This window comes from Nocardioides sp. URHA0020 (genome assembly GCF_000620705.1).
Classification (GTDB): Bacteria; Actinomycetota; Actinomycetes; order Propionibacteriales; family Nocardioidaceae; genus Nocardioides.
Genome location: NZ_KK211170.1, coordinates 279,241 through 300,158, shown reverse-complemented (window position 1 = coordinate 300,158; position 20,918 = coordinate 279,241). Strand labels below are relative to the sequence as shown.

Genomic DNA, 20,918 nt, shown 5'->3' with positions numbered 1-20,918 from the left:
GAGGCGCAGCCCGTGAGCAGCGCGGCCGCGACCACCAGGGCCGCGCCGCGCCGCCTCACGATGCCGGGCTCAGACCTGCTCGCGCGACGCGACCGCGTCGACGACCCGCTGGATCGCCTCGGCGATCGGCACGCCGTTGTCCTGACGGCCGTCGCGGTAGCGGAAGGAGACCGCACCCGCGGCCACGTCGTCGGCGCCGGCGATCATCATGAACGGCACCTTCTGCAGCTGCGCGTTGCGGATCTTCTTCTGCATCCGGTCGTCGGAGTCGTCGACCTCGACCCGCAGGCCCTGCGCCTTCATCTGCTTCGCGACGTCGTACAGGTAGTCGGAGAAGGTGTCGGCGACCGGGATCGCCTGCACCTGCACCGGCGCCAGCCACGGGGGGAAGGCGCCGGCGTAGTGCTCGACGAGCACTCCGATGAACCGCTCGATCGAGCCGAACTTGGCCGAGTGGATCATCACCGGCTGCTGACGGGTGCCGTCGGAGGCGACGTACTCGAGGTTGAAGCGGTCGGCCGAGGGCTGGTTGAAGTCGTACTGGATCGTCGACATCTGCCAGGTGCGGCCGATGGCGTCGCGGGCCTGCACCGAGACCTTGGGCCCGTAGTACGCCGCCCCGCCCGGGTCGGGGACGAGCTCGAGTCCCGACTCGATGCAGACGTCCTCCAGCACCTTGGTCGCGATCTCCCAGTCCTCGTCGGACCCGATGAACTTGTCCGGCTTGGAGTCGTCACGGGTGGACAGCTCGAGGTAGAAGTCGTCGAGGCCGAAGTCGCGGAAGAGCCCGAGGCAGAACTCGAGGAGGTGCTTGATCTCCCCGGGTGCCTGCTCCTTGGTGACGTAGGAGTGCGAGTCGTCCTGCGCGAAGCCACGCACCCGGGTCAGGCCGTGGATGACGCCGGACTTCTCGTGCCGGTAGACCGACCCGAACTCGAAGAGCCGCAGCGGCAGCTCGCGGTAGGAGCGCTGGCGAGACCGGAAGATGAGGTTGTGCATCGGGCAGTTCATCGCCTTGAGGCGGTAGTCCATGCCGTCGACGTCCAGCGCCGGGAACATCCCCTCGCCGTAGTAGGGCAGGTGGCCGGAGGTGTAGAACAGCCCCTCCTTGGCGATGTGCGGGGTGCCGACGTACTCGAAGCCCTCCTCGATGTGCCGCCGGCGGACGTAGTCCTCCATCTCCCGCTTGATCACGCCACCCTTGGGATGGAAGACCGGCAGGCCCGAGCCGATCTCGTCGGGGAAGCTGAAGAGATCGAGGTCCCGCCCGAGCTTGCGGTGGTCGCGACGCTCGGCCTCCTCGATCCGGTGCAGGTGCTCCTCGAGCGCCTCCTTGGACTCCCACGCGGTGCCGTAGATGCGCTGGAGCTGCTTGTTCTTCTCGTCGCCACGCCAGTACGCCGCCGCGCTCCGCATCAGCTTGAAGGCCGGGATCCGCTTGGTGGTGGGCAGGTGCGGGCCGCGGCACAGGTCGCTCCACGCGGTCTCGCCCTTGCGGTTGACGTTGTCGTAGATGGTCAGCTCGCCGGCGCCGACCTCGACGCTCGCGCCCTCGGCCGCGTCGTCGGACTTCCCCGACCCCTTGAGGCCGATCAGCTCGATCTTGTACGGCTCGTCCTGGAGCTCGTGGATCGCGTCGTGGTCGCTGACGACCCGGCGCTCGAAGCGCTGACCCTCCTTGATGATCTTGCGCATCGCGGTCTCGATCTTCACGAGGTCGTCGGGCACGAAGGGGGTCTCGACGTCGAAGTCGTAGTAGAAGCCGTCCTGGATCGGCGGGCCGATGCCGAGCTTGGCGTCCGGGAAGAGCTGCTGCACGGCCTGGGCCATCACGTGCGCGGTCGAGTGCCGCAGGATGTTGTGGCCGTCGACGCTGTCGATCGCCACGCCCTCGACGACGTCGCCGTCCCGGAGCTCGTAGGCCAGGTCCTTGAGGTCGCCGTTGACACGCCCCGCGATCACGGAGGTGTCGTCGGCGAAGAGCTCCCAGGCCTTGTTGCCCGTCGTGACCGTCCGGTCCTCACGCGCGTCGGCGTGGGCGAGGACGATCTTGAGGTCGGACACGGGTGCTCCTAGGTGAGGTCGAGTGCCGGCGTGCGCCGGAAGGGTCGATCGTATCGAGGAGCCGGTGCTGTCCGCGCGGCAGTTCTGCCTCCGCGGGTCCGGAGGTCAGCTCTTCTGGAGCCGGACCTTGCCGATGCTGCCGATCGGCGACGCGCAGGCGTCCTCCCACGACGCCACCACGGAGCCGTTGCAGGCGCGGTAGCCGACCTCGTAGCCCTTGGGCGCACCGTTGATCCGCAGGTAGCAGTCGTCCTCGCACTCGATGCCGCGGATCACGAAGATCCCGGCCCGGTTGGTGTAGTCGGTCCCCTCGAGCTGCCAGCCGTCGTTCTTGCTTCGGGCGGCCACCTTGATGCCGCTGACCGGCTTCTTGGTCTTGGCGTTGACCACGACCCCGCGGATGTACGCCGGGTTGGCGCGGATCGTGCCGAGGGCGGCGTGCGGGGCGTACGTCACGGCGTACGCCGTCCCGGGCTGGACGTACTTCGGCGAGCCGCCGACGTACCCGCCCTGGAACCGCCCGGCGACCACCTGCACGTAGTACTCGTCGTCGGGCGACGCACCCGCGTCGAGGGAGAACGTGCCCTCCGAGCTGGTCAGGTCGGAGTCCACGATCGTGCCGGGGCCGTCGGAGGTGACCGTGCGGAGCCGCACCTTCACGCCGGTGGCCGGTCCGGACCCACCGGTCGCGAAGATCAGGCGTCCGGTGAGCGGGGTCGCGGCCTGCGCCGGGACCGGCACGAGGCCGACGGTGGTCATGATCACGGCCAGGAGCATGGTGAGGCAGGTGGTCCGACGCATGCCTCAGGCTAGGCCTAGGGTCGCGTCCGTGGACGTGCTTTTCGATGATCCCCGACGCGACGACGTCGTGGCGCTGCTGGCCGATCACCTCGCCGACATGCACGCGACCTCCCCACCGGAGAGCGTGCACGCGCTCGACGTCGACGCGCTCGCCGACCCGTCGGTCACCTTCCTCACCGCGCGCGACACCGGCGTCCTCCTCGGCTGCGGCGCCCTCAAGCGGCTCTCGGCCGACCACGGCGAGCTCAAGGCGATGCGGACGAGCGACGCCGCTCGCGGCCGCGGGGTCGCCAGCGCGATCCTCGTCCGGCTGCTCGCCGAGGCCAGGTCCCGCGGCGTACGACGGGTCAGCCTCGAGACCGGGACCCAGGACTTCTTCGCCGCCGCCCACCGGCTCTACCTGCGGCACGGCTTCGTCGACTGCGAGCCCTTCGGCGACTACGCGCTCGACCCGAACAGCCGCTACATGACGCTCGCCCTGGACTGACCGCGGGCAAGCAAAAGGGGCCGCACCCTGTGAGTGCGGCCCCTTTTCGGTGGGCGATACTGGGTTCGAACCAGTGACCTCTTCGGTGTCAACGGCAGAGCCGCGCTACCTCCGCGACAGCAAGCAAAAGGGGCCGCACCCTGTGGGTGCGGCCCCGTTTCGGTGGGCGATACTGGGTTCGAACCAGTGACCTCTTCGGTGTGAACGAAGCGCGCTACCACTGCGCCAATCGCCCGTCTGTTGCGGTCGCAGACTCTAGCCTACCGACGCGGACCGCTCACATTCGGGAGGGTCGGCGTCACGACCCGATGGCTCGCCCGTCTCCCCTACGTGCCCCACCAGCCCATGTCATCGACCCTCACGCAGCCCGTCGCGCTCCAGTGCCTCGACTCCCACGGCCGCAGCGTCGACCTGGCCGCGGTCCTCGGCTACGACCCCGCAGACCCGTGGGCGGTCGAGGTCTCCTTCGGCCAGGCCTCCGGGACGGTGCGCTGGCTGATCGGCCGCGACCTGCTGCTGCACGGCATGACCGACCCCGTCGGCGAGGGGGACGTGCAGCTCTCGCCGAGCATCGACGAGTACGGCCGGGCCGCGGTCGTCCTCGAGCTCCGCTCACCGAACGGGCGCCTGGTCACCCAGCTCCCGACGCGCGAGCTGGGTGCGTTCCTCGGTCGCACCCTCGCCGTCGTGCCGGAGGGCACCGAGTCGATCGACCTCGACCTGATGATCGAGGCACTCAGCCGCTCAGAGCGCTAGCAGCTCCGGCTCCCGCTTGTCCCACAGCGCCGCCACCTCGGTCGTGACCGGGCCCGGCGCCGGCAGCTCGCGCTCGTCCCAGCGGGCCACGGCCTGCACGTCGCGGGTCGTCGACGCCAAAAAGATCTCGCTGGCCCGCTGCACGACCTCGATCGGCTCGTCGACCTCGCGGCCGCCGTACCACTCCAGGATCAGCGCTCGGGTGACCCCGGCCAGGCAGCCGCTGGCGAGCGTGGGCGTGCGGAGCTCGCCGTCGACGACGTAGAAGACGTTGGAGCCGGTGCCCTCGCACAGGTGGCCCGCGAGGTTGGCGAAGATCGCCTCGCTCGCTCCGCGCCGGTGCGCCTCCGCCAGGGCGACGACGTTCTCGGCGTACGACGTGGTCTTGAGGCCGGCCAGGGCGCCGCGCTCGTTGCGCGGCCACGGCACCGTGGCGACCGCCGTGGACTGGGGCCACGGCTTCATCGCGTCGGCGACGACCACGACGGTGGGCGGCGCGTCGCCACGACCCGAGCCCATCGGCGCCGGTCCCCCGGTCACGGTGATCCGGATCCGTCCCAGCGGCAGGTCCGCACCGTCGAGCACGGCGGCGATCCCGCGGCGTACGACGGCCTCGTCGACACCCTCGAGGCCGAGCCCCGCGGCGGACCGCTGCAGCCGGGCGAGATGGAGGTCGAGAGCGAACGGCAGCCCCTCGACGACCTTGATCGCCTCGAAGACCCCGTCACCCACGGTGAGCCCGTGATCGGCGACGGAGACCGCCGGGGCGCTCGCGTCGGGCAGGAGGTCACCGTTGATCCACGCACGCATGGGGCCACCCTAGGCGTCGCGGCACACCCGTCCCGGGCACCCCACACGTCTCGCAACGCGCCCGGGGGGACCGGATTTTGCGTGCCCTGGGGCATCGGCTACTGTTCTCACGCACGCCAACCGGGAGACCGGAGCTGGTGCGCAGGCGGACATAGCTCAGTTGGTAGAGCGCAACCTTGCCAAGGTTGAGGTCGCGAGTTCGAGTCTCGTTGTCCGCTCGGAGAGGTTCCTCTCTGGTTTTGCCTCATGGTGGGTTGGCCGAGAGGCGAGGCAACGGACTGCAAATCCGTGTACACGGGTTCAAATCCCGTACCCACCTCCATGCAGTCCCACAATTCAAGACCTGGGCGATTGGCGCAGCGGTAGCGCGCTTCCCTGACACGGAAGAGGTCACTGGTTCAAACCCAGTATCGCCCACCAGCATTAATGCAGGTCAGAGGCCGGTTTCCAGCAATGGGACCGGCCTCGTGCCATGTATGTGCCACGTTGCCGGTTCCGGAACATGAAGCGGCCCCGCCAGGTGTAGGAGCACCCGACGAGGCCTAGGAACCAGTGCTGACAAGGAGCACCAGAACCATGGCCACATCATCGACCACCCAGCCAGCAAATGCATGCCCCGAGTGGTGCACGCTCCCCCGCGACCACGACCCACTCGAGGTGGCCACGGGATCACCTCGAGTGCACTTCTCGCCTGTAGGCGGCCAGGAGCTGCACTTGAGCCTCATCGACCGCGGCGGCTGGTACGCCGAGGTCAACCACACCGAGCCGTACGTCGGCAGTCGCGAGGAAGTAGCGGCCGAGCTCCGCTCACTGGCCAACGCGCTCGTCCAGGCCGCCGAGTGGCTGGAAGCGCAGCCGGCATAAACCAGCCTGTGTGGACCACGTGTGGGTGAAAGACAGAAATTTCGCTCACGATCTGAGCGCAAAGTAGGGGTTATCCACAGGGCCTGTGGATAACAGGCTATTGGTTTGTCGGCTCAGTGTGTTCCCCTCATTGGAGGGAACGACCACACAAGTCGGCCCCCGTCCGGAGGTGAGAGTCCGGCGGGGGCCTCGCCGGAGAAGGAACGACCGACTTATGCCCAATCTAGACACCCCCATCGGGCCACCACCAGCCGGGCCGACCTGCCCGCTGTGCGGCGGTCTGCCAGCCGACACCACCGTGCGCCTCAACGGTCCGCAGGCAACCGGCGAGTACCTCTGCGGCAACGACCACATCTGGTCGACCCGATGGCTCATCGACCCGCCACCGCTGTCACGGGCCGTCGCGAGCTGACCGGCGCGCCCTACAAGGACAACATGATCGACGCGGTACCGAACATCGCCGAGGTCTTCTACGGCGAGGTCGAATCGGCGTAACAGACCTCGGCAAGGTCCGTGCCTGCCGGGTGGCCCGGCAGGCCGTCGGCGCGTCTACCACTATCGGCCTGCCCGGTCCGTACGGTCGGCATGTATGAACTTCACACCGAACCCTCAGGGCATCAACAACCTCTTCGCTGGCATCGCGAGCAAGATCGAGGCCATCGACAAGGAGCTCCGAGCCAGATACACCGGCCAGCCCGCCGACACCATCGTCGAGCCGGCGCGGACCGCCTTCGCGAGGATCGGGGTCAACATGACCGGCGACCTCGACGACTACACGCGCTCCATCGAGGAGAACAAGCCATTCCAGATCGAGCTGCGCTGAGCAATGGCTGATCATGAACCAGACGACGCCCTGTTGACGGATGCCGAGCTCGCGCAGATCGAGTTCCTCGAGAGCATCCGCAAGCCGGGCCTGGACACCAAGATCGAAGCGATGGCGGTCGCGCTCGGGATGCAGTCCCAGCTGATCGTGCGGCTCGCTCGTGAGATTGACGCCCTGCGGGACGGCTGACGACTGACGTCGGCCGCGCTCAGTAGTAGAGCGGGGTGGTGGAGTCGAGGACGCCCCAGACGGGGTCGTCGAGGATGAACGCCTGGAAGAGGTCGGCCGGCGCGGTGTTGACCGTGACCGACCAGCCCCCGTCGATGTCGACCTTCTCGACCGTGCCCTCGACGAGCAGGTCGGCGGGGACGAAGGCCGAGGGCCGCTGGCTGGGGAGGTTCGCGATCGTCAGCCGGTCGCCGAGCTCGGAAGCGAAGACGGCGTACACCGTCGCCAGTGGCAGCGAGGTGAGGTCGATGGTGGCCGACGCGATCCGCGGCTTCACCTCGCTGTACTTGTAGACCTGCCACTGGATCCGGCTGAGCACCTCGGCGTCGGTGTTCACATGGAGGTTTGTGAGTTCCTCCGGGTACTGCTCGTGCCGGTCGATCGACGCCTGGTCGGACACGATCTGTGTGGCGCCCTGGTCCCGTGAGCCGGTGATGTAGTTCTGCAGGTACGTCTTGTCACCGCTGATGGTGAAGTCCCCAGGGTCGACGTCGCCCGAGTCGAGGGCGATCTGCGCCGTGCTGGTCGCGGTGATGACCCGGTGGTTACGGTTCTGCATCGTCAGCTTGCCGTCACCCGCGAAGAACAGCGTCCCACCCTCCGCGGTGATGACGTCGTCCATGGCTCCGCCGACAGTCGACCCGGAGATCGGGACCACCGGCATCGACTCGAGGACACCCGCCTCGAGGTTCAGGTCCGCGACGGTGAGCCCGGCGTACGACGCCAGGCGGGCGACCCTCGAGTCCGAAGACTCATCCTCGAAACCGGTCGACCCGGCCGCGTAGTGCTCGGCGACCCGCGCACCACTCAGCGCCTGGACGCAGTAGAAGGCATGGGCGATGACGCCGGTGACCGTGATCGCCCCGCTGAGCTCCGAGCCCCCGACAGTGATGTGGGAGGTCGTCGTCAACCCACCGCCCGACACAGAGGCGGCCAGGACCCCGTCCTGGTAGACCTTCAGCGACGTCGGGGTGCACGTCAGCACGGCGAAGTGCAGCTGGCCATCCGTCAGGTCGGTGCCGCCGGCGCCGTACGCCGTGCCGCGGCCGAAACCGTAGAGGTTGCCGGCCGAGTCCAGGCCCAGCTCCCAACCAGCGACACGGAGCAACGTGACGCTCGAAGTCGTCGACCGGAACCAGCACCCCAGGGTCACAGACTCCCCTGCCGTGAACGTCACCGAGCCACCCGCCAGGTACTTCCTGCCAGCGAAGCCGGGAGCCGGGAGCGGCTCGATACCGGGACCAGTGCCCGCACCGAACGCGACCGCGGTGCCCGTGCCGGCCTGGGTGAGCAGTGCGCCACCGCGCCCCGACGTCTCCCCAGCCGCAGTCGCCCCTGTGGGCTCACCGAGCGTGTAGTACGCGACCGGGGCGTCGAGAAGGATCTCCTGCTCGAGCGTCGACCGGAGCTTCCGTCGGTCGAACCGGGCACGCCGGTCGCGTGCCGTGACCTGACACATGGCCATCTGCCCCGTCGCGTCGGACCACTCGAGCGGCCAGTCGTCAACGTACCCGGTGAACCGGGCCCGGGTCAGCGGGGTCAGGATGTTGAAGTCGCCGGCGACGCTGCCCTCGTTGAGCATCACGGCGTCGACGTAAACCGTCTGCCCGGCGGTCGGCGCGGTCGCCGGCCAGACCTGCAGCGAGTGCGAGGTTGCGGTAGCGACGAAGGTGCGCGTCAGCCGGACCGTCGTGTCCTTGACGTTGGTAACCGAGCTGAACCCACCAACGGCGGACAGCAGGATCCCAGGGCTACCGGTCGGCACCCACACGTACGCGCTGTACGTGTAGGTCTTCCCGATCGTCAGGCCGGTCGCGACCGTCGAGACCAACGGCAGGGTGCCGGCGGTGCCCCATGTGACGAGCATCGACTGCACGCCGTCGACCGGGTGCAGCAGGGACACGGCACGCGTGGGTAGCACGGAGCCGCCCGACGACCAGCTGCCGACACCGGACTCGAACGAGGCCGCGGCCGCGCTGAGCAGGTTGGTGTTCGCGACCGTCGGGAACCGCTCGAGGACCCGGATCGCCTGGTCGGTGCGGCAGCCGTACGTCGGGTCGCCGAGGGTGAAGCGACCGTCCTTGTTCTCGAGCAGCAGCCGCAGCTGTGAGGGCTGGATCCCGTCGAACTCGTTGGGGCGGCCGCGGGTGACCTCGTAGTTGCGGGCGTACGCCGTGACGTCGTACGGGAAGGTGCCCGTCCCGTCGTCGAGGAGCACCTGGACGGTCGGCAGACCCGTCATGTCGTGGGTCCCTTCGTGAGGGTCGAGGGCCCGCCCGGCGCTGGATGACGACAGCGCCGGGCGGGTGGAGTGCCGGCCTAGGGATCGTCCGCTCCCCAGGCCGGCCGTTCATCAGGGCCGGACGCCCGTGGTGACGTCGAACGCCTTCGGGCGGGCGACCGCCATGTCACCGCGCCACCAGGCCACCAGTGCGTAGGCGCCCTCGGAGTCCATGAACCGCTCCTCCAGGAGGGTGATCTGGAGGCCAGTCCTCAAGCCGATCAAGAGCTGGTCGAAAGACCCCGTGAAGACGTCCGAGGTGTCGTTGCTGGTGCCGACGGTGAGGTTGACCGGGACCTGGTTGGTCGTCAGGCGGTCGATGCCATCGAGGTAGGTCGGCGGCGTGATGTACGCACCCGTACCGCTCTCCTTGGCCTTCGACAGCGACCGCAGCGTTCGGTCGGCCATGATCTGCGCGTTCGGCTCCTCGTTCTGGTCACGGAGCCGACCGACGGCATCGACGAGGTTGTCCCACGTCGGCGTCGCACCGTTCGTAGCCAGGCTCGTCTTGGTGACGTTGGCGTCGGTCTTGATGCCCTTCGGCTCGACGCTGGTGCCAGCACCGTACAGAGCGGCCAGGTCGATGCTGAGAGCGAGAGACGCGGCGAACGCCGACTCGAGCTGGGCCTCGATCTCGGTGTCCTCGACGAGCTCGCGGGACACCTTGGTGTATGCCGCCAGCGTCTTTGCGACGAGACTGATGACGTCCATCGTCGGGTCCGACGAGGCAATTGCCGCGTTCTCGGCACGCCACGACATCGTCGGGTCGGTCAACCACCGCGGTACGTCGAGCTTGCGGTTGGTCATGACGACCGTGGTCGCACCGGCCCGCATCACCCGGGTCTGCTTCCGGGCGAGCTCGACGATACGAGCGGCGAGGATGGTCGGGAGCATGACGCCACCGGCGCCGGCCGACGCACCCGAGAGGGTGTTCATCGGTGCGTCGATCGGTGCGCCCGTGGTTCGGGGCGCTCCGAGGCTCGCAAGACGCTCCGGCTCCGCACCGTCCCACTCGTTCTGGAAGACGCCACGCACGAATCGGGCCAGCGACAGCTCGCCACGGCCGGCGTCGTCGAGCGCATCACGGATCTCGGGCGGCTCGGTGTAGCCCATCGCACGGATGTAGCCGTCGAACGTCTGGCCCTTTGCGAGCGGCTTACCTTCGGCGTACGGCGCCTGGTCGCGGGAATCCGGCCCGGTCGCCCAGCCTTCCGACTTCGGCCGGATTGTGACGTTTGCGTCGTGGATGCCGGTGAGCTCGTCGTAGAGCTTCTCGGCCTTGTTGTAGGTCCGCAGCTCGGAGGCCATCAGGGTGCCGTTGGCACCGTGGGCGTTCTCGAGCGTGTGGTTCATGAAGTCCATGACTTGGGTCTTCAGCCGCGCCGCTTCGTCGGCGCGGACGGCACGCGGCTCGAGCTCGTTGCGGACACGCTCGAGGTCGGCAGCGGTGGGCAGGGATGCGGGTACAGATCGCGAGGTCGTCACGTCAGAGAGCCTTTCGGGGCAGGAACGGGGAGGGGTCTCGCCTCGCTGCGATTTAGACGGTGCGGAGCACTCACGTCCCACTGCGGGCTGATCGCCTTCCCTGTCCGACGTGCGGCGCACTGCCCGGAAGGGGCCATCACGGCCGGCGTGCGGTGCACTGCCCGGCGTTGATCTCGTGTGGCAATCAGCATGTTAGCAACCCCCACCATCGGCGAAGGGGTCGTCGTACGGCGGCCGCCGCAGCTCCTCGAGCGCATCCGCCACCGGGTCCGTGCCCTCCTCGACCAGGCCGCCGACGTTCTCAGCGTTGAGAACATCGCTGTCGAGCTCGACGAGCATCCGCTGACGCTCACGGAGGGCACCGACCAGCCCCGACGCCACCGCGCCTTGGAATCGCGCGTACCCCGGGTGAGTAGCCGGGTCGTCCGCGATGAGCTGCAGGAGAACCACCCAGTGCCGAACCTGGTTGTCCGACAGGCCGGCGATGTCCAGCTGATCAACCTGCACCGCCCACACCCCCAGACATCGGCGAATCCGGGCCAACACCCATGCCAGGCCCCCCCGATCGTGAAGCGGGTAACGCCATAGATTCCCGCAGGTCAGCCCCCGTTTCCGCCACTTCGGCTGAATCGGGTCGTCCCGTGACAGGAACCGCCTCAGAAGCCAGCGGGGGGCGAAAACGACCCCGGGGTCGTGTACGCCGGGGTGTGAAGTTCTGACCCTCCCTCCCCTGGGTTTCGAGGTCGGCGTGCTGGGCGAGGCGGAGGACGTCGAGGTAGAGGCTTTGGAGGGCTGGGCTGGTCGCGACGGCTGGTGCGATGGCTCGGAGCCAGGCGTGGGAGCCGGTGGTGAGGTCGGTGGTGTGTTGCTCGTCGGCGTGGGCTCGGTAGACCTTGGCGAGGACGTGGAGGGCGCCGGCTGTGTAGGCCTCGGGGTCTCGGTTGTAGAGCGGGTTGGTCGTCATGTGTGGGGGTCTCCTTGTCCGGTCAGGCCGGGCAGCGGGTGTTGCGCTGTTACGGCTGTAACGCTGGCCTGGAAGGTGGGGGCTGGTGTGCTCTCACTGGGTTGTGGGGGTGGGGGGGATTCCCAAGAGGCTCGTGTCTGGTCCGCTACATAGCGGGCCCACGGGTCGGCCAGGTCGGCTGCGTCGTAGCCCCGGAGCACCTGGTCGCCGATGCGTTGTACGCGTGGCTGGACGCCGTACTTGCCTAGGTGGCGTGAGAGCCAGCGGGCGTCGATGGGCTTGCCGCGTAGGTCGCGCCATGGTGACTCCGGTAGCTGCCACAGCCTGGCCAGCAGTACCTCTGTGGCGACGCGCTCCTCGTCCCCGAAGGCGGCACGGAGGTCGGTGAGCAGGAGCACGCCGATGCTGCCCCTCTCGTCCCGGGACTGCGTTACAAGCGTTACAGCGCAACGCCGGGCACGCTCGGGCCAGTCCCCCCCGGCGAGGTCGGCGACTGCGATGAGTGCTTCCCAGACGTCGGCGTTGCGGTCTTCGATGCCCTCAGGCATCTCGGGCCAGTCGATCTGGTGGCGGACCTGGGCGGACCAGAGCTCGAGCTGCAGTCGTAGCGGCTCGGCTTCGGCGTGTCCTCGCCGCTGCCGCCATGGCTCGATCCGCTCCCCTGGTCCGCGCCGGCGCATGCGTATGACGACGGATCTGGTCATGATCGTGTCGGGCAGATCGTCGAGGCCGGCGAGTGCGACGGCGCAGTAGGCGGGGAGCTCTTCGGTGACGACGGTTCGTCCCCGCATCGCGGCTCGGCCTGCCATGGCGCCTTTGCGGTGGCCTGCGTTGAGCATGCCGCGGACGTCCTCGTTGTCCTTGGCCTTGGGCCCGAAGACGGTGTCGATCTCGTCGTAGAGGATCGTCGGGGCGCCCGCTTCGTCGGACACCTTGCGGAACAGGTACGCCGGTGTGGCGTTGACGGCATGAATGGGGCGCGGCACCAGCGGCTCAGTGACCTCGAGTGCCCGCGACTTCCCCGAGCCCGGCTCCGGGGAAAGGAACGCGATCCGAGGCGTCGACTCCCACTCCTCCATGAACCAGGCGTGGACGATCCACAGGACGTGCGCGACGTGGGCGGCTTCGGAGGGGTAGGCGACGAACCGGCCGGTGAAGGCCTCGAGCTCGTCGAAGAGCCTGGCGCCGTCTACGGGCGGGCCCGTCACCACCGGGGCCGATCCTGCGTCGATCTGCTCGACCTTGGCGGTTGGGACGATTCGCACTCCGGCGTCGTGGTCCAGGTCGACGCTGCACGAGGTTCCGAATACGGACTTCACGACGCCTGGCCCGTACTCGCTGAGGACCCGTTCGCCGGCGACGATCTCAGCCACAGTCACGACGGCGGCGCCTCGATGTAGTACGTCCCGGACTTGTCCAGGTCGACGCAGTGCGAGATCCGCATCCCGGGGTCGGTGCGTTCCGCAGGCCAACCGTGCCGGTGCAGCTGCTGGCAGAAGACGCAGCGCACGATGACGAGGCGGTAGCGGCGCAGCGGGTTGCGGTGCTCGAGCCAGTCGACAACATCGACCGGCTGTATCCTCGGAGGTGTCTTGTCGGTGAGCGTCGAGACTCTGGCCGCCCGGCCTTCGCCAGCTGGGCGGCTTTTCTCGTCAGCTGGCATCGGCGCGCTCCCCGGTGGGGATGGGGCGCATCAGGGCGTCGAGCTCGTGGCGGTCGATGCGGATCAGTCGTGCGCCACGGATCTTGTACCCACGGAGCTCGCCGCGGCTGATGAGGCGGCGGACGGTGATCTCGGCGACGTCGAGGTAGATGGCGGCGTCGGCGATCGGAAGCCAACGACTTTCGGGCGATTTCGGCATGAGGAACTCCAAGACAATGGGGGAAACTGTCTTGGTCGTTGCCTAGGGCCCCTGTCGTTTTCCCGGGCCCGATGCCTTCTTTCCGACCACCAAATCAGGTCCAACGCGATGGACCCCGTTAACGCGTGAGCCGACGGCTCTTTCGATGTTTGGAATTGTATATCTCAGGTGGTCTCTTGCGTGCCTGTGAGTGCTGAGAGTCGGCGTGCGAGCTCCATGTCGCGGTCGGCCGCGGCGTGCTGGTAGATCAATGCCGCGCCGGGTGTGGAGTGCCCCAGCCGGCCCATGAGCTCGGCCAGCGTTGCGCCTGTCTGTGCGGCCAGGACGGCACCGGTGTGCCGCAGGTCGTGGAAACGAAGATCGGGACGTTCTGCAGCGGCACGAGCCCGGTAGAAGACCCGGTAGAGGCTCGACGGGGCCAGGTGGCCGCCCTGCTTGGCCGGGAATAGCAGCCCGTCCTTGCCGGGCTCCGTGTGCTCGAGGAGGTGCCCGCGGACCAGTGGGAGCAGGTGAGGCGGAATCGCGACGTTGCGGATCCCGGCGTCGCTCTTCGGCTTCTTCACGATCCGCTCGCCATTGGCCCGGACGACGCCGCGGCGGATCCTGAGGACGCCGGCCTTGGTGTCGACGTCCCCGCGGCGCAGCTCGGCGAGCTCACCGAACCGCAGCTGACACCAGGCCGCGAGCAGGACCATGAGCCGGTACCGCTCGGGCATCGTGGTCACGATCTTCTCGAGCTCGGGCAGCGTGGCCGGCTTGATCTTGTGCACCCGCTTCGAGTTCCCGGCGCCGCGGATGTGGCAGGGGTTCGACCGGATCGTCTCGTCGCGCTCGGCCTGGGCGAGGATCGTGCGCAGGAGCCCGTACGCGTGGCTGCGGAGCGTCGGGGTGTCGATCGCCGTGGTGGCGTACCAGTCGCGCACCAGGTCCGGGGTGATGTGGCGCAGCGGGACGCCCTTGAAGGTGGGGAGGATCTGCCGGTCGAGCAGGCTCCGGTAGTGCGCCCGGGTCCTCGCCTCGAGCCGGCGGCCCGACAGCCACCGCTCGGCGTACGTGCCGAAGGTCAGCGCTTGCCGAGTGCTGGTCACGCTGGCGGGCGACCAGGCCTCGCGCACGATGTCCGCGCGCACCGTGGCCAGCCAGGCCTCAGCGTCACCCTTTGTGTCGAACGTGGTGTGAGCGTTGTGGCTGAGCCCGTCGGGGCCGACGTAGCGGGCTTGGAAGCGACCCGATGGCAGCTTGCGGATGTTGCCGAACCTCGCGCGAGCGCCCTTGCGATTTGCCACTAATCTGCCCTCTCGTGCCATGAACGTGCCAGATTGCGAGCGTACTCAGGATCACTTGAGATCACTAGTGATAGGCGATACTGTGTCGCTTAGGCGCAGGTCAGCGGGTGTTTTCGCAGGTCGGAGCCAGTATCGCCGTAGAGACTGGAAACTGGTTCAAACCCAGTATCGCCCACCAGGCACTGCGGTCAGAGGCTCCTTCGGGGGCCTCTTCCCGATTTCCCCCCTGCCGGGCCTGCTGCTGCCATGATGCGCGGATGGCTGCAGCCGCACCGACCGGCGGTCCCGACCGCGCCATCCGGGTCTTCGTCTCGTCGACGTTCCGCGACATGCAGGCCGAGCGCGAGGAGCTCGTCAAGCGCGTCTTCCCCGTGGTGCGCCGCCTGTGCGAGGAGCGCGGCGTGGCCTGGTCGGAGGTCGACCTGCGGTGGGGCGTCACCGACGAGCAGAAGGCCGAGGGCGCGGTGCTGCCGATCTGCCTGGCCGAGATCGACCGGAGCCGGCCGTACTTCCTGGGACTCCTCGGGCAGCGCTACGGCTGGGTGCCCGAGGAGCTGCCGACCGGTCTGAGCGACCAGCTCCCCTGGCTCGGCTCGCTGCCCGGCACGTCCGTCACCGAGATGGAGGTCCTGCACGGCGTCCTCAACGACGTCGACGCCACCGGCCACGCGTTCTTCCACCTCCGTGACCCCGCGTGGGTCGACACCCGCCCGCCGGAGGAGCAGCTGGTCCTCGGCGAGCTGCCCTCGGCGGAGGAGACGGCTGCGCTCGGCGTCACCGGTGCCGAGGCCGCAGCAGGCGTGCGCCGCCAGCGCCTCGCCGAGCTCAAGCAGCGGGTGCAGGACTCGCCGCACCCGTGCGCGACGTACGCCGACCCCGCCGACCTGGGTCGCCAGGTGCTGGCCGAGCTCACCGCCCTCGTCGAGCGCCTCTTCCCCCTCGAGGAGGTCCCGGCCGAGGCCGGTCGCGACGACGCGGCTCACCGGGCGTTCGGCCGGGCCCGGGCCTCCGGCAGCCTCGAGCGCCCGGCGCTGCTCGCGCGCCTCGACGCCTTCGCGGCCGGCTCCGAGCCGCCACTGGTCGTGTCCGGCGCTGCGGGCGCCGACCTGACGCCCGTCGTCTCGACCTGGCTCGACGCGTGGCGTGCCGCCCATCGCGACCATCTCGTCATCGAGCACCACGTCGGCGCGACCTCGGACTCAGCGGACTGGAAGGACGTCGCAGCGCGCGTCCTCTCGGCGCTCGACGACCGACCGGCCGGGGACGACGCGCCCGCACTGCCGGTCGGCGCCGCTCCCCTGCGCTCGGCGCTCTTCGCCGCGCTCGCCCGCACCGAGCGCCCCGTGCTCGTGGTGGTCGGCGGCGCCGACCTGCTCAGCGACGTCGACGGCGCACCGGACCTGACCTGGCTGCCCGCCGAGCTGCCCGCGGCGGTGCGGGTCGTCGTGACCTCGGCGGGCCCGCGACCGGTGGACGCGGCGCTGCGGCGCGGGTGGCCGGTGACCGAGGTGCCGCCGCTGGATGCAGCCGAGCGCGCGGCGTACGTCGCGACGTTCCTCGCGCGGTGGTCGAAGGGCCTGGACCCGGTCCACGTGCGGACGCTCGCGGCGTCGCCCCACACCGGCAGCGTGCTCTACCTGCGGACCGTGCTCGACGAGCTGCGCCAGCACGGCGACCACTTCACCCTCGGGGAGGTGATCGCCGGCTACCTGCGCGCGGAGACCCTCGACGACCTGCTCGAGCTCGTGCTCGCTCGCTACGAGCGCGACTTCGAGGCCGACCGGCCCGGCCTGGTCGCCGATGCCTTCCGGGCCATCTGGGCCGCGCGGCGCGGACTGACCGAGCCGGAGCTGCTCGACCTCCTGGGCGGCGAGCAGCCGCTGTCCCACGCCGTCTGGTCACCCCTGGTGCTCGCCGCCGAGACCGGGCTGGTCACCCGATCCGGACTGCTGGGCTTCGCCACCGACGCGCACCGCCAGGCCGTGACGGACCGCTACCTGGGCACCCCCACCGCCCGTCGCGCCGCGCACGCCGCCGTGGCGGCGTACTTCTCCGGGCAGCCGCTCGGACCTCGCGTGGTCGAGGAGCTCCCTTGGCAGCAGCTCGGTGCCGACGACGTCGACGGGCTCGTCCGGACGATCTCCGACCTGGACTACCTCGCTCTCGCCTACCCGCAGGCCCCCGCGGACCTCCGGCGGCTGTGGGCCCGGGCCGAGGAGCGCGGCCACCCGACCGTCGAGGGCTACCGCCACGTCCTCGACGATCCCGGTGCGCACCCGGACCAGGCGTGGGCGGTGGCCCGGCTGGTGACGGACGCCGGGCACCCCACCGAGGCGCTGACGCTCCACCGTCACCTGGTCGCGACCTCTCGCGCCGGGTCACCGACGCGGCTGCGCGGAGCGCTGCTCAACCTGGGCGCCGCGCTCCAGGCCCAGGGCGAGCTCACGGAGGCGGCGACCGTGCTGGAGGAGGCGGTCACGCTGAGCCGGACGGCGCAGGACACGGTCGTGCTGCCGTACGCCCTGGGCAACCTGGCGCTGGTCCGGGCGGCGCTCGGCGACGTGGCGGGGGCCGTACCCCTCTTCGAGGAGGCCCTCGCCCTGGCCCGGGCGTCCGGGAACGCGTGGGACATCCAGGCCGCGCTGGGCAACCTGGCTGGTGCCCGGCGGACGACCGGCGACACCGCGGGCGCCCTCGCGCTCCTCGACGAGCAGGAGGAGCTGGGCCGCTCGGTCGGCGACACCACCGCGACCGGGCTGGCCCGCGCCGGCAAGGCCGCCGTGCACGCCGACCGGGGCGATCCGCTGGCCGCGCTCGCCGACCTGGAGGCATGGCGCGCCGGGGCCGAGGAGCGCGGTGACCTGTCGAGCCAGGCGGAGGCGCTGGTGAGCGAGTCGGGCACGCTGCGCCAGCTCGGCCGCCACCCCGAGGCCGCGCAGCGTGCCGAGGCCGCCGAGGCCATCGCCCGGCGACTGTCCGACGAGGGACTCCTCGCCCGGGTGCTGGACGTCCGCGCCCGCAGCGCGATCGACGAGGGCCGGTGGGAGGACGCCCGCCGGCTCGCGACGGAGGCGGTGCTGACGGCGCGGTCCGGGTCGGTGACCGCGCCACTCGCGCTGGCGCTGGGCTCGCTCGGGATGGCGCTGCGCGAGCTCGGTGACCTCGCGGGCGCACGCGGCGCCCACACCGAGGAGCTGGCCGTCGCCCGGCAGGCCGGTGACGACGCCGCCGCCGCGATGGCCCTGGTCAACCTTGCAGCGGTCGACATCGCGGGCGACGACCTGCCGGCCTCGCTGCTGAAGTACGCCGAGGCCGAGCCGGTGCTGCGCTCCCGGGGACTGGCCATGGCCCTGGTCCCGCTGCTCAACAACCGCTGGCAGGTCCACTCCATCCTCGGCGACCAGGCCGCGGCGATCGCGGACCTGGTGGACTGCGGCGCCCAGTGCGCCGTCTCGGGGGCCGAGCAGCAACGGGTCCAGGTGCTGACCAAGGCGATCGAGCTGATGTACCAGGCCGGGCGCCAGACGGAGACCGAGACGGTGTGGGCGGCGCTGGCCGACGCCTGCGCCCGGGTCCACGACGACGCCGGACTGCAACGGGCCGTCGGCGAGCAGGCGATGCTGGTGCTGGCGCGCGGTGACCGGGACGAGGCCGGTCGGCTGCTCGGCATGCAGGAGGAGGTCTGCCGGCGTACCGGCGACCGGGTCGGCCTGGCCGCCTGCGTGGGCAACCAGGCGATCCTGCTGCAGCAGCTGGGCGACCTCACCGGAGCGCTCGCTCGTCTCGACGAGCAGCTCGTCCTGGCCCGCGCCAGCAACAACGGTCAGGGCGTGCTCTTCGCCACCGCCAACCGCGGGGAGGTGCTCGGCGACCTCGGCCGGATCCAGGAGGGTCTCGACGCGCTCGCGGAGGCCCGAGCCATGGCCGCCCAGTGGGGCCTGGCCCCGATGGCCCAGCAGCTGGACCAGATGATCGCCGCGCTCCGGGCCCGACCGCGCTAGGCGGCCCGGGCGATCTCGAATCCGGCGCGGGCCAGCATCGGCTGGAGTGCTCGTGCGGCATCGAGGTTGCTCTGCCGCACCTCGGGCGCCAGGTCGGCCCACGGCACGAGCAGCGGGTTGGTCCGGGCGCTGTCGTCGCGGGCCGCGGCGTACGTCCAGCCGGACGCCGTGCGGTCGTCGTACCACCGCTGGTGCTCGCGCCCCGCCAGCAGGGCGGTCTCCTCGTCGGTCAGGTCGACCGTCGGCGCACCCCAGCGACGCAGCGGCGCCAGCTCGCACCCGAGCGCGGCCAGGTCGCCGACGATGCCGTCGACGCGGCGCCGGCTCAGGTCACGCTCGTCGTCCCCGAGGTCGCCCCACGGTCGCTGCAGCCCGGCGCCGGTGCCGCCGTCGGGCAGGCCGGCCAGGTAGTCCTCGTGCACCGACTCCGCGAGCTGCTCGCGGATGCCGCCGTCGACGGACTCGACGGTGCAGGTCCGGTCGAGGAAGGGGAAGACGGACACCCCGGGGAACGCCCGAGCGGCGCCACCACCCACGGACGCCAGCAGCGTGCCGAGACCGGCGGCCGACCCCATGCGCACGACGACGGGCACGCGGCGCGCGGGCAGCCGCTGCTGCAGGAAGACCGCGTTGGCCAGGGCCAGCGGCTCGTCGTCGACGACGACCGCGACCCAGGTCGGCGGTCGCTCGGCGAGCAGCGTCGAGAGGGCGTGGACGCCGTCGGCCGACGGCCAGCCGAGGTCGACGTCGATGAGCTCGGGGTCGAACACCTCGACGAGTGCCGGATGGCGCTGCGTCAGCTCCGCCCAGCGCCCGCTCGCGTGGGGGTCGACCAGCGTGATCGGCGTACGCCGACCCGGGTGCTGGTGCGCCCACTGCTGGCCGAGGGCGACGACGAGGCTCCGACCGAAGCGACCCAGCCCGATGACCAGTGCGTGGTCGTCCACGCCGGTGAAGGGCGGGTTCTCGGAGAGCAGGGACCGTGCCGCCCGCTCGTGGAGGCTGAAGTAGCTCAACCGCATGGCGCCGGCGGAGTCCAGGTCGGTGGCCCGCATCAGGCTCGCCAGCTCGGCGTCGGTCAGCTGCACCGCGCAGCGCAGGGCCGGGCGACCCCGACCCGGACCGACCGCCACGGTCGCGGCGGCGGAGGCGGCGCGCACGTTGCGGGCGTCCTCGGGTCCGGCCACGACCAGGCGACGCGCCCGGTCGACCCGGACCCGGGCCAGCGTGCCGGGGTCCGTGGGGTCGCCGACGAGACCCTGGAGGCGGCCGTCGGCGCTCGTGGTCGCGGCGACCAGGGACGCGTCGGCGTCCACGACCACGACCCGCTCCCCGGCGTCGGCGAAGGCGATGGCCAGCCGCTTGCCCACGTCACCGAGACCGGCGACGACCGTGTGCCCCGACGCCCGTCCGATCCGCAGCCGGTTGAGCTCGCCGGCGAAGACGACCGAGGCCGTGATGAGCACCGTGCTCGCGGCCATGATCGGCACCACGAAGCGGCCGACCTGCAGGCGCCAGTTCATGTCGCCGGAGCTGCCGCTGTAGTCGAGCGTCGCGAGCTGCAGGGTGAGGTAGAGCGTGTCGAGGAAGGACCGGGGCTCCCCGGACTCCCGGCCCTGCTCGATGAACCCGCCGATGCCCAGGATGATGACCACGACCCACAGCGCTGCCAGGACGTACCACCGGCCCCGGGGGCTGCGGAGGAAGGCGATCACGGGGCACGCTCCACCGTGACGACCTCCACGCGCCGACCGGTCAGCCGCGCCTCGGCCACCACCTCGGCGGTGCCCCCCCGACCGTGGGCGGGGGCGCCGTCCCACAGCGCCAGCAGGACGTCACACGTCTCCAGCACGGCGGAGCCCGCGCGGGCGTACGCCGCCTCGCGTGACGGGTCGCCCGGGTCCGGCGGGACCACGGTCACGGGGTCCGCGGCCGCGAGCAGGGCGGTGAACTCCTCACGCGACCCGGCATCCGCGAAGTCCGTCGCGTAGTCGTCGACCGGCAGCGGGAGGACGACCTCGAGCCCACCACCACGGGCGAGCACGCGCGCCGCGACGATCCGGTCGGCACCCTCGGCGAGGCTGGACACGGCGACCAGCGCCGACCCGCGACCGATCCGGTCGAGCGCCTGGTCGACCGACTCCGCCACCGCGCCGGCATCGGCCAGCAGCCGGTGCCCGGACACACCCACCCGCAGCTCGTCCAC

At 70.4% G+C, this 20,918-nt stretch carries 19 protein-coding genes and 4 tRNA genes; 10 read left to right on the top strand and 13 right to left on the bottom strand.

What is annotated here, in order from left to right; all coding sequences use genetic code 11:
• Positions 1-69: 69 nt before the first annotated feature.
• On the bottom strand, positions 70-2,064 hold the full coding sequence (gene thrS, locus N542_RS0118805; protein WP_028645248.1) for a threonine--tRNA ligase: 1,995 nt from the start codon (positions 2,062-2,064) through the stop codon (positions 70-72).
• Positions 2,065-2,169: 105 nt separating this feature from the next.
• Positions 2,170-2,865 carry a hypothetical protein gene (locus tag N542_RS0118800; RefSeq protein ID WP_028645247.1) on the bottom strand — a complete coding sequence of 232 codons (696 nt, stop codon included), beginning with the start codon at positions 2,863-2,865 and terminating at the stop codon, positions 2,170-2,172.
• A gap of 28 nt (positions 2,866-2,893) precedes the next feature.
• Between N542_RS0118800 and N542_RS0118795 the strand changes: the two genes are divergently transcribed.
• Positions 2,894-3,352 carry a GNAT family N-acetyltransferase gene (locus tag N542_RS0118795; protein ID WP_028645246.1) on the top strand — a complete coding sequence of 153 codons (459 nt, stop codon included), beginning with the start codon at positions 2,894-2,896 and terminating at the stop codon, positions 3,350-3,352.
• A 163-nt stretch (positions 3,353-3,515) separates the two neighbouring features.
• On the opposite strand, the gene N542_RS0118790 is transcribed toward N542_RS0118795, so the two are convergent.
• Positions 3,516-3,587: transfer RNA gene (locus N542_RS0118790), tRNA-Val, on the bottom strand.
• A gap of 110 nt (positions 3,588-3,697) precedes the next feature.
• Between N542_RS0118790 and N542_RS0118785 the strand changes: the two genes are divergently transcribed.
• A complete protein-coding gene (locus tag N542_RS0118785; RefSeq protein ID WP_036508736.1) occupies positions 3,698-4,108 on the top strand; it encodes an SsgA family sporulation/cell division regulator in 411 nt (136 codons plus the stop codon).
• On the opposite strand, the gene N542_RS0118780 is transcribed toward N542_RS0118785, so the two are convergent.
• Positions 4,097-4,918: an aminotransferase class IV gene (locus N542_RS0118780; RefSeq protein ID WP_028645244.1), complete on the bottom strand. Its 822-nt coding sequence runs from the start codon at positions 4,916-4,918 to the stop codon at positions 4,097-4,099. The genes N542_RS0118785 and N542_RS0118780 overlap by 12 nt on opposite strands.
• Before the next feature lie 145 nt (positions 4,919-5,063).
• Here N542_RS0118780 and N542_RS0118775 point away from each other — a divergent pair.
• From N542_RS0118775 to N542_RS0118745, 7 genes are all read left to right on the top strand, one after another.
• Positions 5,064-5,136 (top strand) — tRNA-Gly (locus N542_RS0118775).
• A gap of 30 nt (positions 5,137-5,166) precedes the next feature.
• Positions 5,167-5,240: transfer RNA gene (locus N542_RS0118770), tRNA-Cys, on the top strand.
• A 23-nt stretch (positions 5,241-5,263) separates the two neighbouring features.
• Positions 5,264-5,338, top strand: a tRNA-Val gene (locus N542_RS0118765).
• Positions 5,339-5,632: 294 nt separating this feature from the next.
• A complete protein-coding gene (locus tag N542_RS27665) occupies positions 5,633-5,782 on the top strand; it encodes a hypothetical protein (RefSeq protein WP_155993217.1) in 150 nt (49 codons plus the stop codon).
• A 366-nt stretch (positions 5,783-6,148) separates the two neighbouring features.
• Complete coding sequence (locus N542_RS28335; protein WP_269319784.1) at positions 6,149-6,277, top strand: hypothetical protein; 129 nt, start codon at positions 6,149-6,151, stop codon at positions 6,275-6,277.
• A 94-nt stretch (positions 6,278-6,371) separates the two neighbouring features.
• Positions 6,372-6,605, top strand: coding sequence for a hypothetical protein (locus N542_RS0118750; protein ID WP_028645243.1), 234 nt, complete (start codon positions 6,372-6,374; stop codon positions 6,603-6,605).
• Between the two features lie 33 nt (positions 6,606-6,638).
• Positions 6,639-6,794 carry a hypothetical protein gene (locus tag N542_RS0118745; protein WP_155993215.1) on the top strand — a complete coding sequence of 52 codons (156 nt, stop codon included), beginning with the start codon at positions 6,639-6,641 and terminating at the stop codon, positions 6,792-6,794.
• A gap of 19 nt (positions 6,795-6,813) precedes the next feature.
• Here the strand turns inward: N542_RS0118745 and N542_RS0118740 are convergent, their stop codons facing one another.
• The 7 genes from N542_RS0118740 to N542_RS0118710 form a co-directional block, all read right to left on the bottom strand.
• Positions 6,814-9,075 (bottom strand): LamG-like jellyroll fold domain-containing protein, encoded by a 2,262-nt coding sequence (locus tag N542_RS0118740; RefSeq protein ID WP_028645241.1) that lies wholly within the window; start codon positions 9,073-9,075, stop codon positions 6,814-6,816.
• Between the two features lie 111 nt (positions 9,076-9,186).
• The gene (locus N542_RS0118735) at positions 9,187-10,599 is read right to left on the bottom strand and encodes a phage major capsid protein (protein ID WP_028645240.1); all 1,413 of its coding nucleotides are present in this window, start codon (positions 10,597-10,599) and stop codon (positions 9,187-9,189) included.
• Positions 10,600-10,791: 192 nt separating this feature from the next.
• Positions 10,792-11,115 carry a hypothetical protein gene (locus N542_RS0118730; protein ID WP_028645239.1) on the bottom strand — a complete coding sequence of 108 codons (324 nt, stop codon included), beginning with the start codon at positions 11,113-11,115 and terminating at the stop codon, positions 10,792-10,794.
• Between the two features lie 444 nt (positions 11,116-11,559).
• Positions 11,560-12,942: a DUF3631 domain-containing protein gene (locus N542_RS25610; RefSeq protein ID WP_081795336.1), complete on the bottom strand. Its 1,383-nt coding sequence runs from the start codon at positions 12,940-12,942 to the stop codon at positions 11,560-11,562.
• Positions 12,939-13,226: a hypothetical protein gene (locus N542_RS0118720; protein WP_028645238.1), complete on the bottom strand. Its 288-nt coding sequence runs from the start codon at positions 13,224-13,226 to the stop codon at positions 12,939-12,941. Before N542_RS0118720 ends, N542_RS25610 begins: the two co-directional genes overlap by 4 nt.
• Entirely contained in the window at positions 13,216-13,425 is a 210-nt protein-coding gene (locus N542_RS0118715) for a helix-turn-helix domain-containing protein (protein ID WP_028645237.1), read from the bottom strand. Before N542_RS0118715 ends, N542_RS0118720 begins: the two co-directional genes overlap by 11 nt.
• A gap of 164 nt (positions 13,426-13,589) precedes the next feature.
• Positions 13,590-14,711 carry a tyrosine-type recombinase/integrase gene (locus N542_RS0118710; RefSeq protein WP_028645236.1) on the bottom strand — a complete coding sequence of 374 codons (1,122 nt, stop codon included), beginning with the start codon at positions 14,709-14,711 and terminating at the stop codon, positions 13,590-13,592.
• Positions 14,712-14,968: 257 nt separating this feature from the next.
• Here N542_RS0118710 and N542_RS0118705 point away from each other — a divergent pair, with 257 nt between their 5' ends.
• Positions 14,969-18,712: a tetratricopeptide repeat protein gene (locus tag N542_RS0118705; RefSeq protein ID WP_028645235.1), complete on the top strand. Its 3,744-nt coding sequence runs from the start codon at positions 14,969-14,971 to the stop codon at positions 18,710-18,712.
• On the opposite strand, the gene N542_RS0118700 is transcribed toward N542_RS0118705, so the two are convergent.
• Together N542_RS0118700 and N542_RS0118695 are read right to left on the bottom strand one after the other, a co-directional pair.
• Entirely contained in the window at positions 18,709-20,427 is a 1,719-nt protein-coding gene (locus N542_RS0118700) for an NAD-binding protein (protein WP_028645234.1), read from the bottom strand. The two genes, N542_RS0118705 and N542_RS0118700, sit on opposite strands and share 4 nt — an antisense overlap.
• Positions 20,424-20,918 (bottom strand): hypothetical protein, encoded by a 495-nt coding sequence (locus tag N542_RS0118695; protein WP_051552046.1) that lies wholly within the window; start codon positions 20,916-20,918, stop codon positions 20,424-20,426. Before N542_RS0118695 ends, N542_RS0118700 begins: the two co-directional genes overlap by 4 nt.

Bases quoted from the DNA above. Each gene is read 5' to 3' on its own strand.
- N542_RS0118800 (WP_028645247.1), bottom strand. From the start codon at position 2,865: ATGCGTCGGACCACCTGCCTCACCATGCTCCTGGCCGTGATCATGACC.
- N542_RS0118785 (WP_036508736.1), top strand. From the start codon at position 3,698: ATGTCATCGACCCTCACGCAGCCCGTCGCGCTCCAGTGCCTCGACTCC.
- N542_RS0118780 (WP_028645244.1), bottom strand. From the start codon at position 4,918: ATGCGTGCGTGGATCAACGGTGACCTCCTGCCCGACGCGAGCGCCCCG.
- N542_RS28335 (WP_269319784.1), top strand. From the start codon at position 6,149: ATGGCTCATCGACCCGCCACCGCTGTCACGGGCCGTCGCGAGCTGACC.
- N542_RS0118750 (WP_028645243.1), top strand. From the start codon at position 6,372: ATGAACTTCACACCGAACCCTCAGGGCATCAACAACCTCTTCGCTGGC.
- N542_RS0118740 (WP_028645241.1), bottom strand. From the start codon at position 9,075: ATGACGGGTCTGCCGACCGTCCAGGTGCTCCTCGACGACGGGACGGGC.
- N542_RS0118720 (WP_028645238.1), bottom strand. From the start codon at position 13,226: ATGCCAGCTGACGAGAAAAGCCGCCCAGCTGGCGAAGGCCGGGCGGCC.
- N542_RS0118715 (WP_028645237.1), bottom strand. From the start codon at position 13,425: ATGCCGAAATCGCCCGAAAGTCGTTGGCTTCCGATCGCCGACGCCGCC.
- N542_RS0118705 (WP_028645235.1), top strand. From the start codon at position 14,969: ATGGCTGCAGCCGCACCGACCGGCGGTCCCGACCGCGCCATCCGGGTC.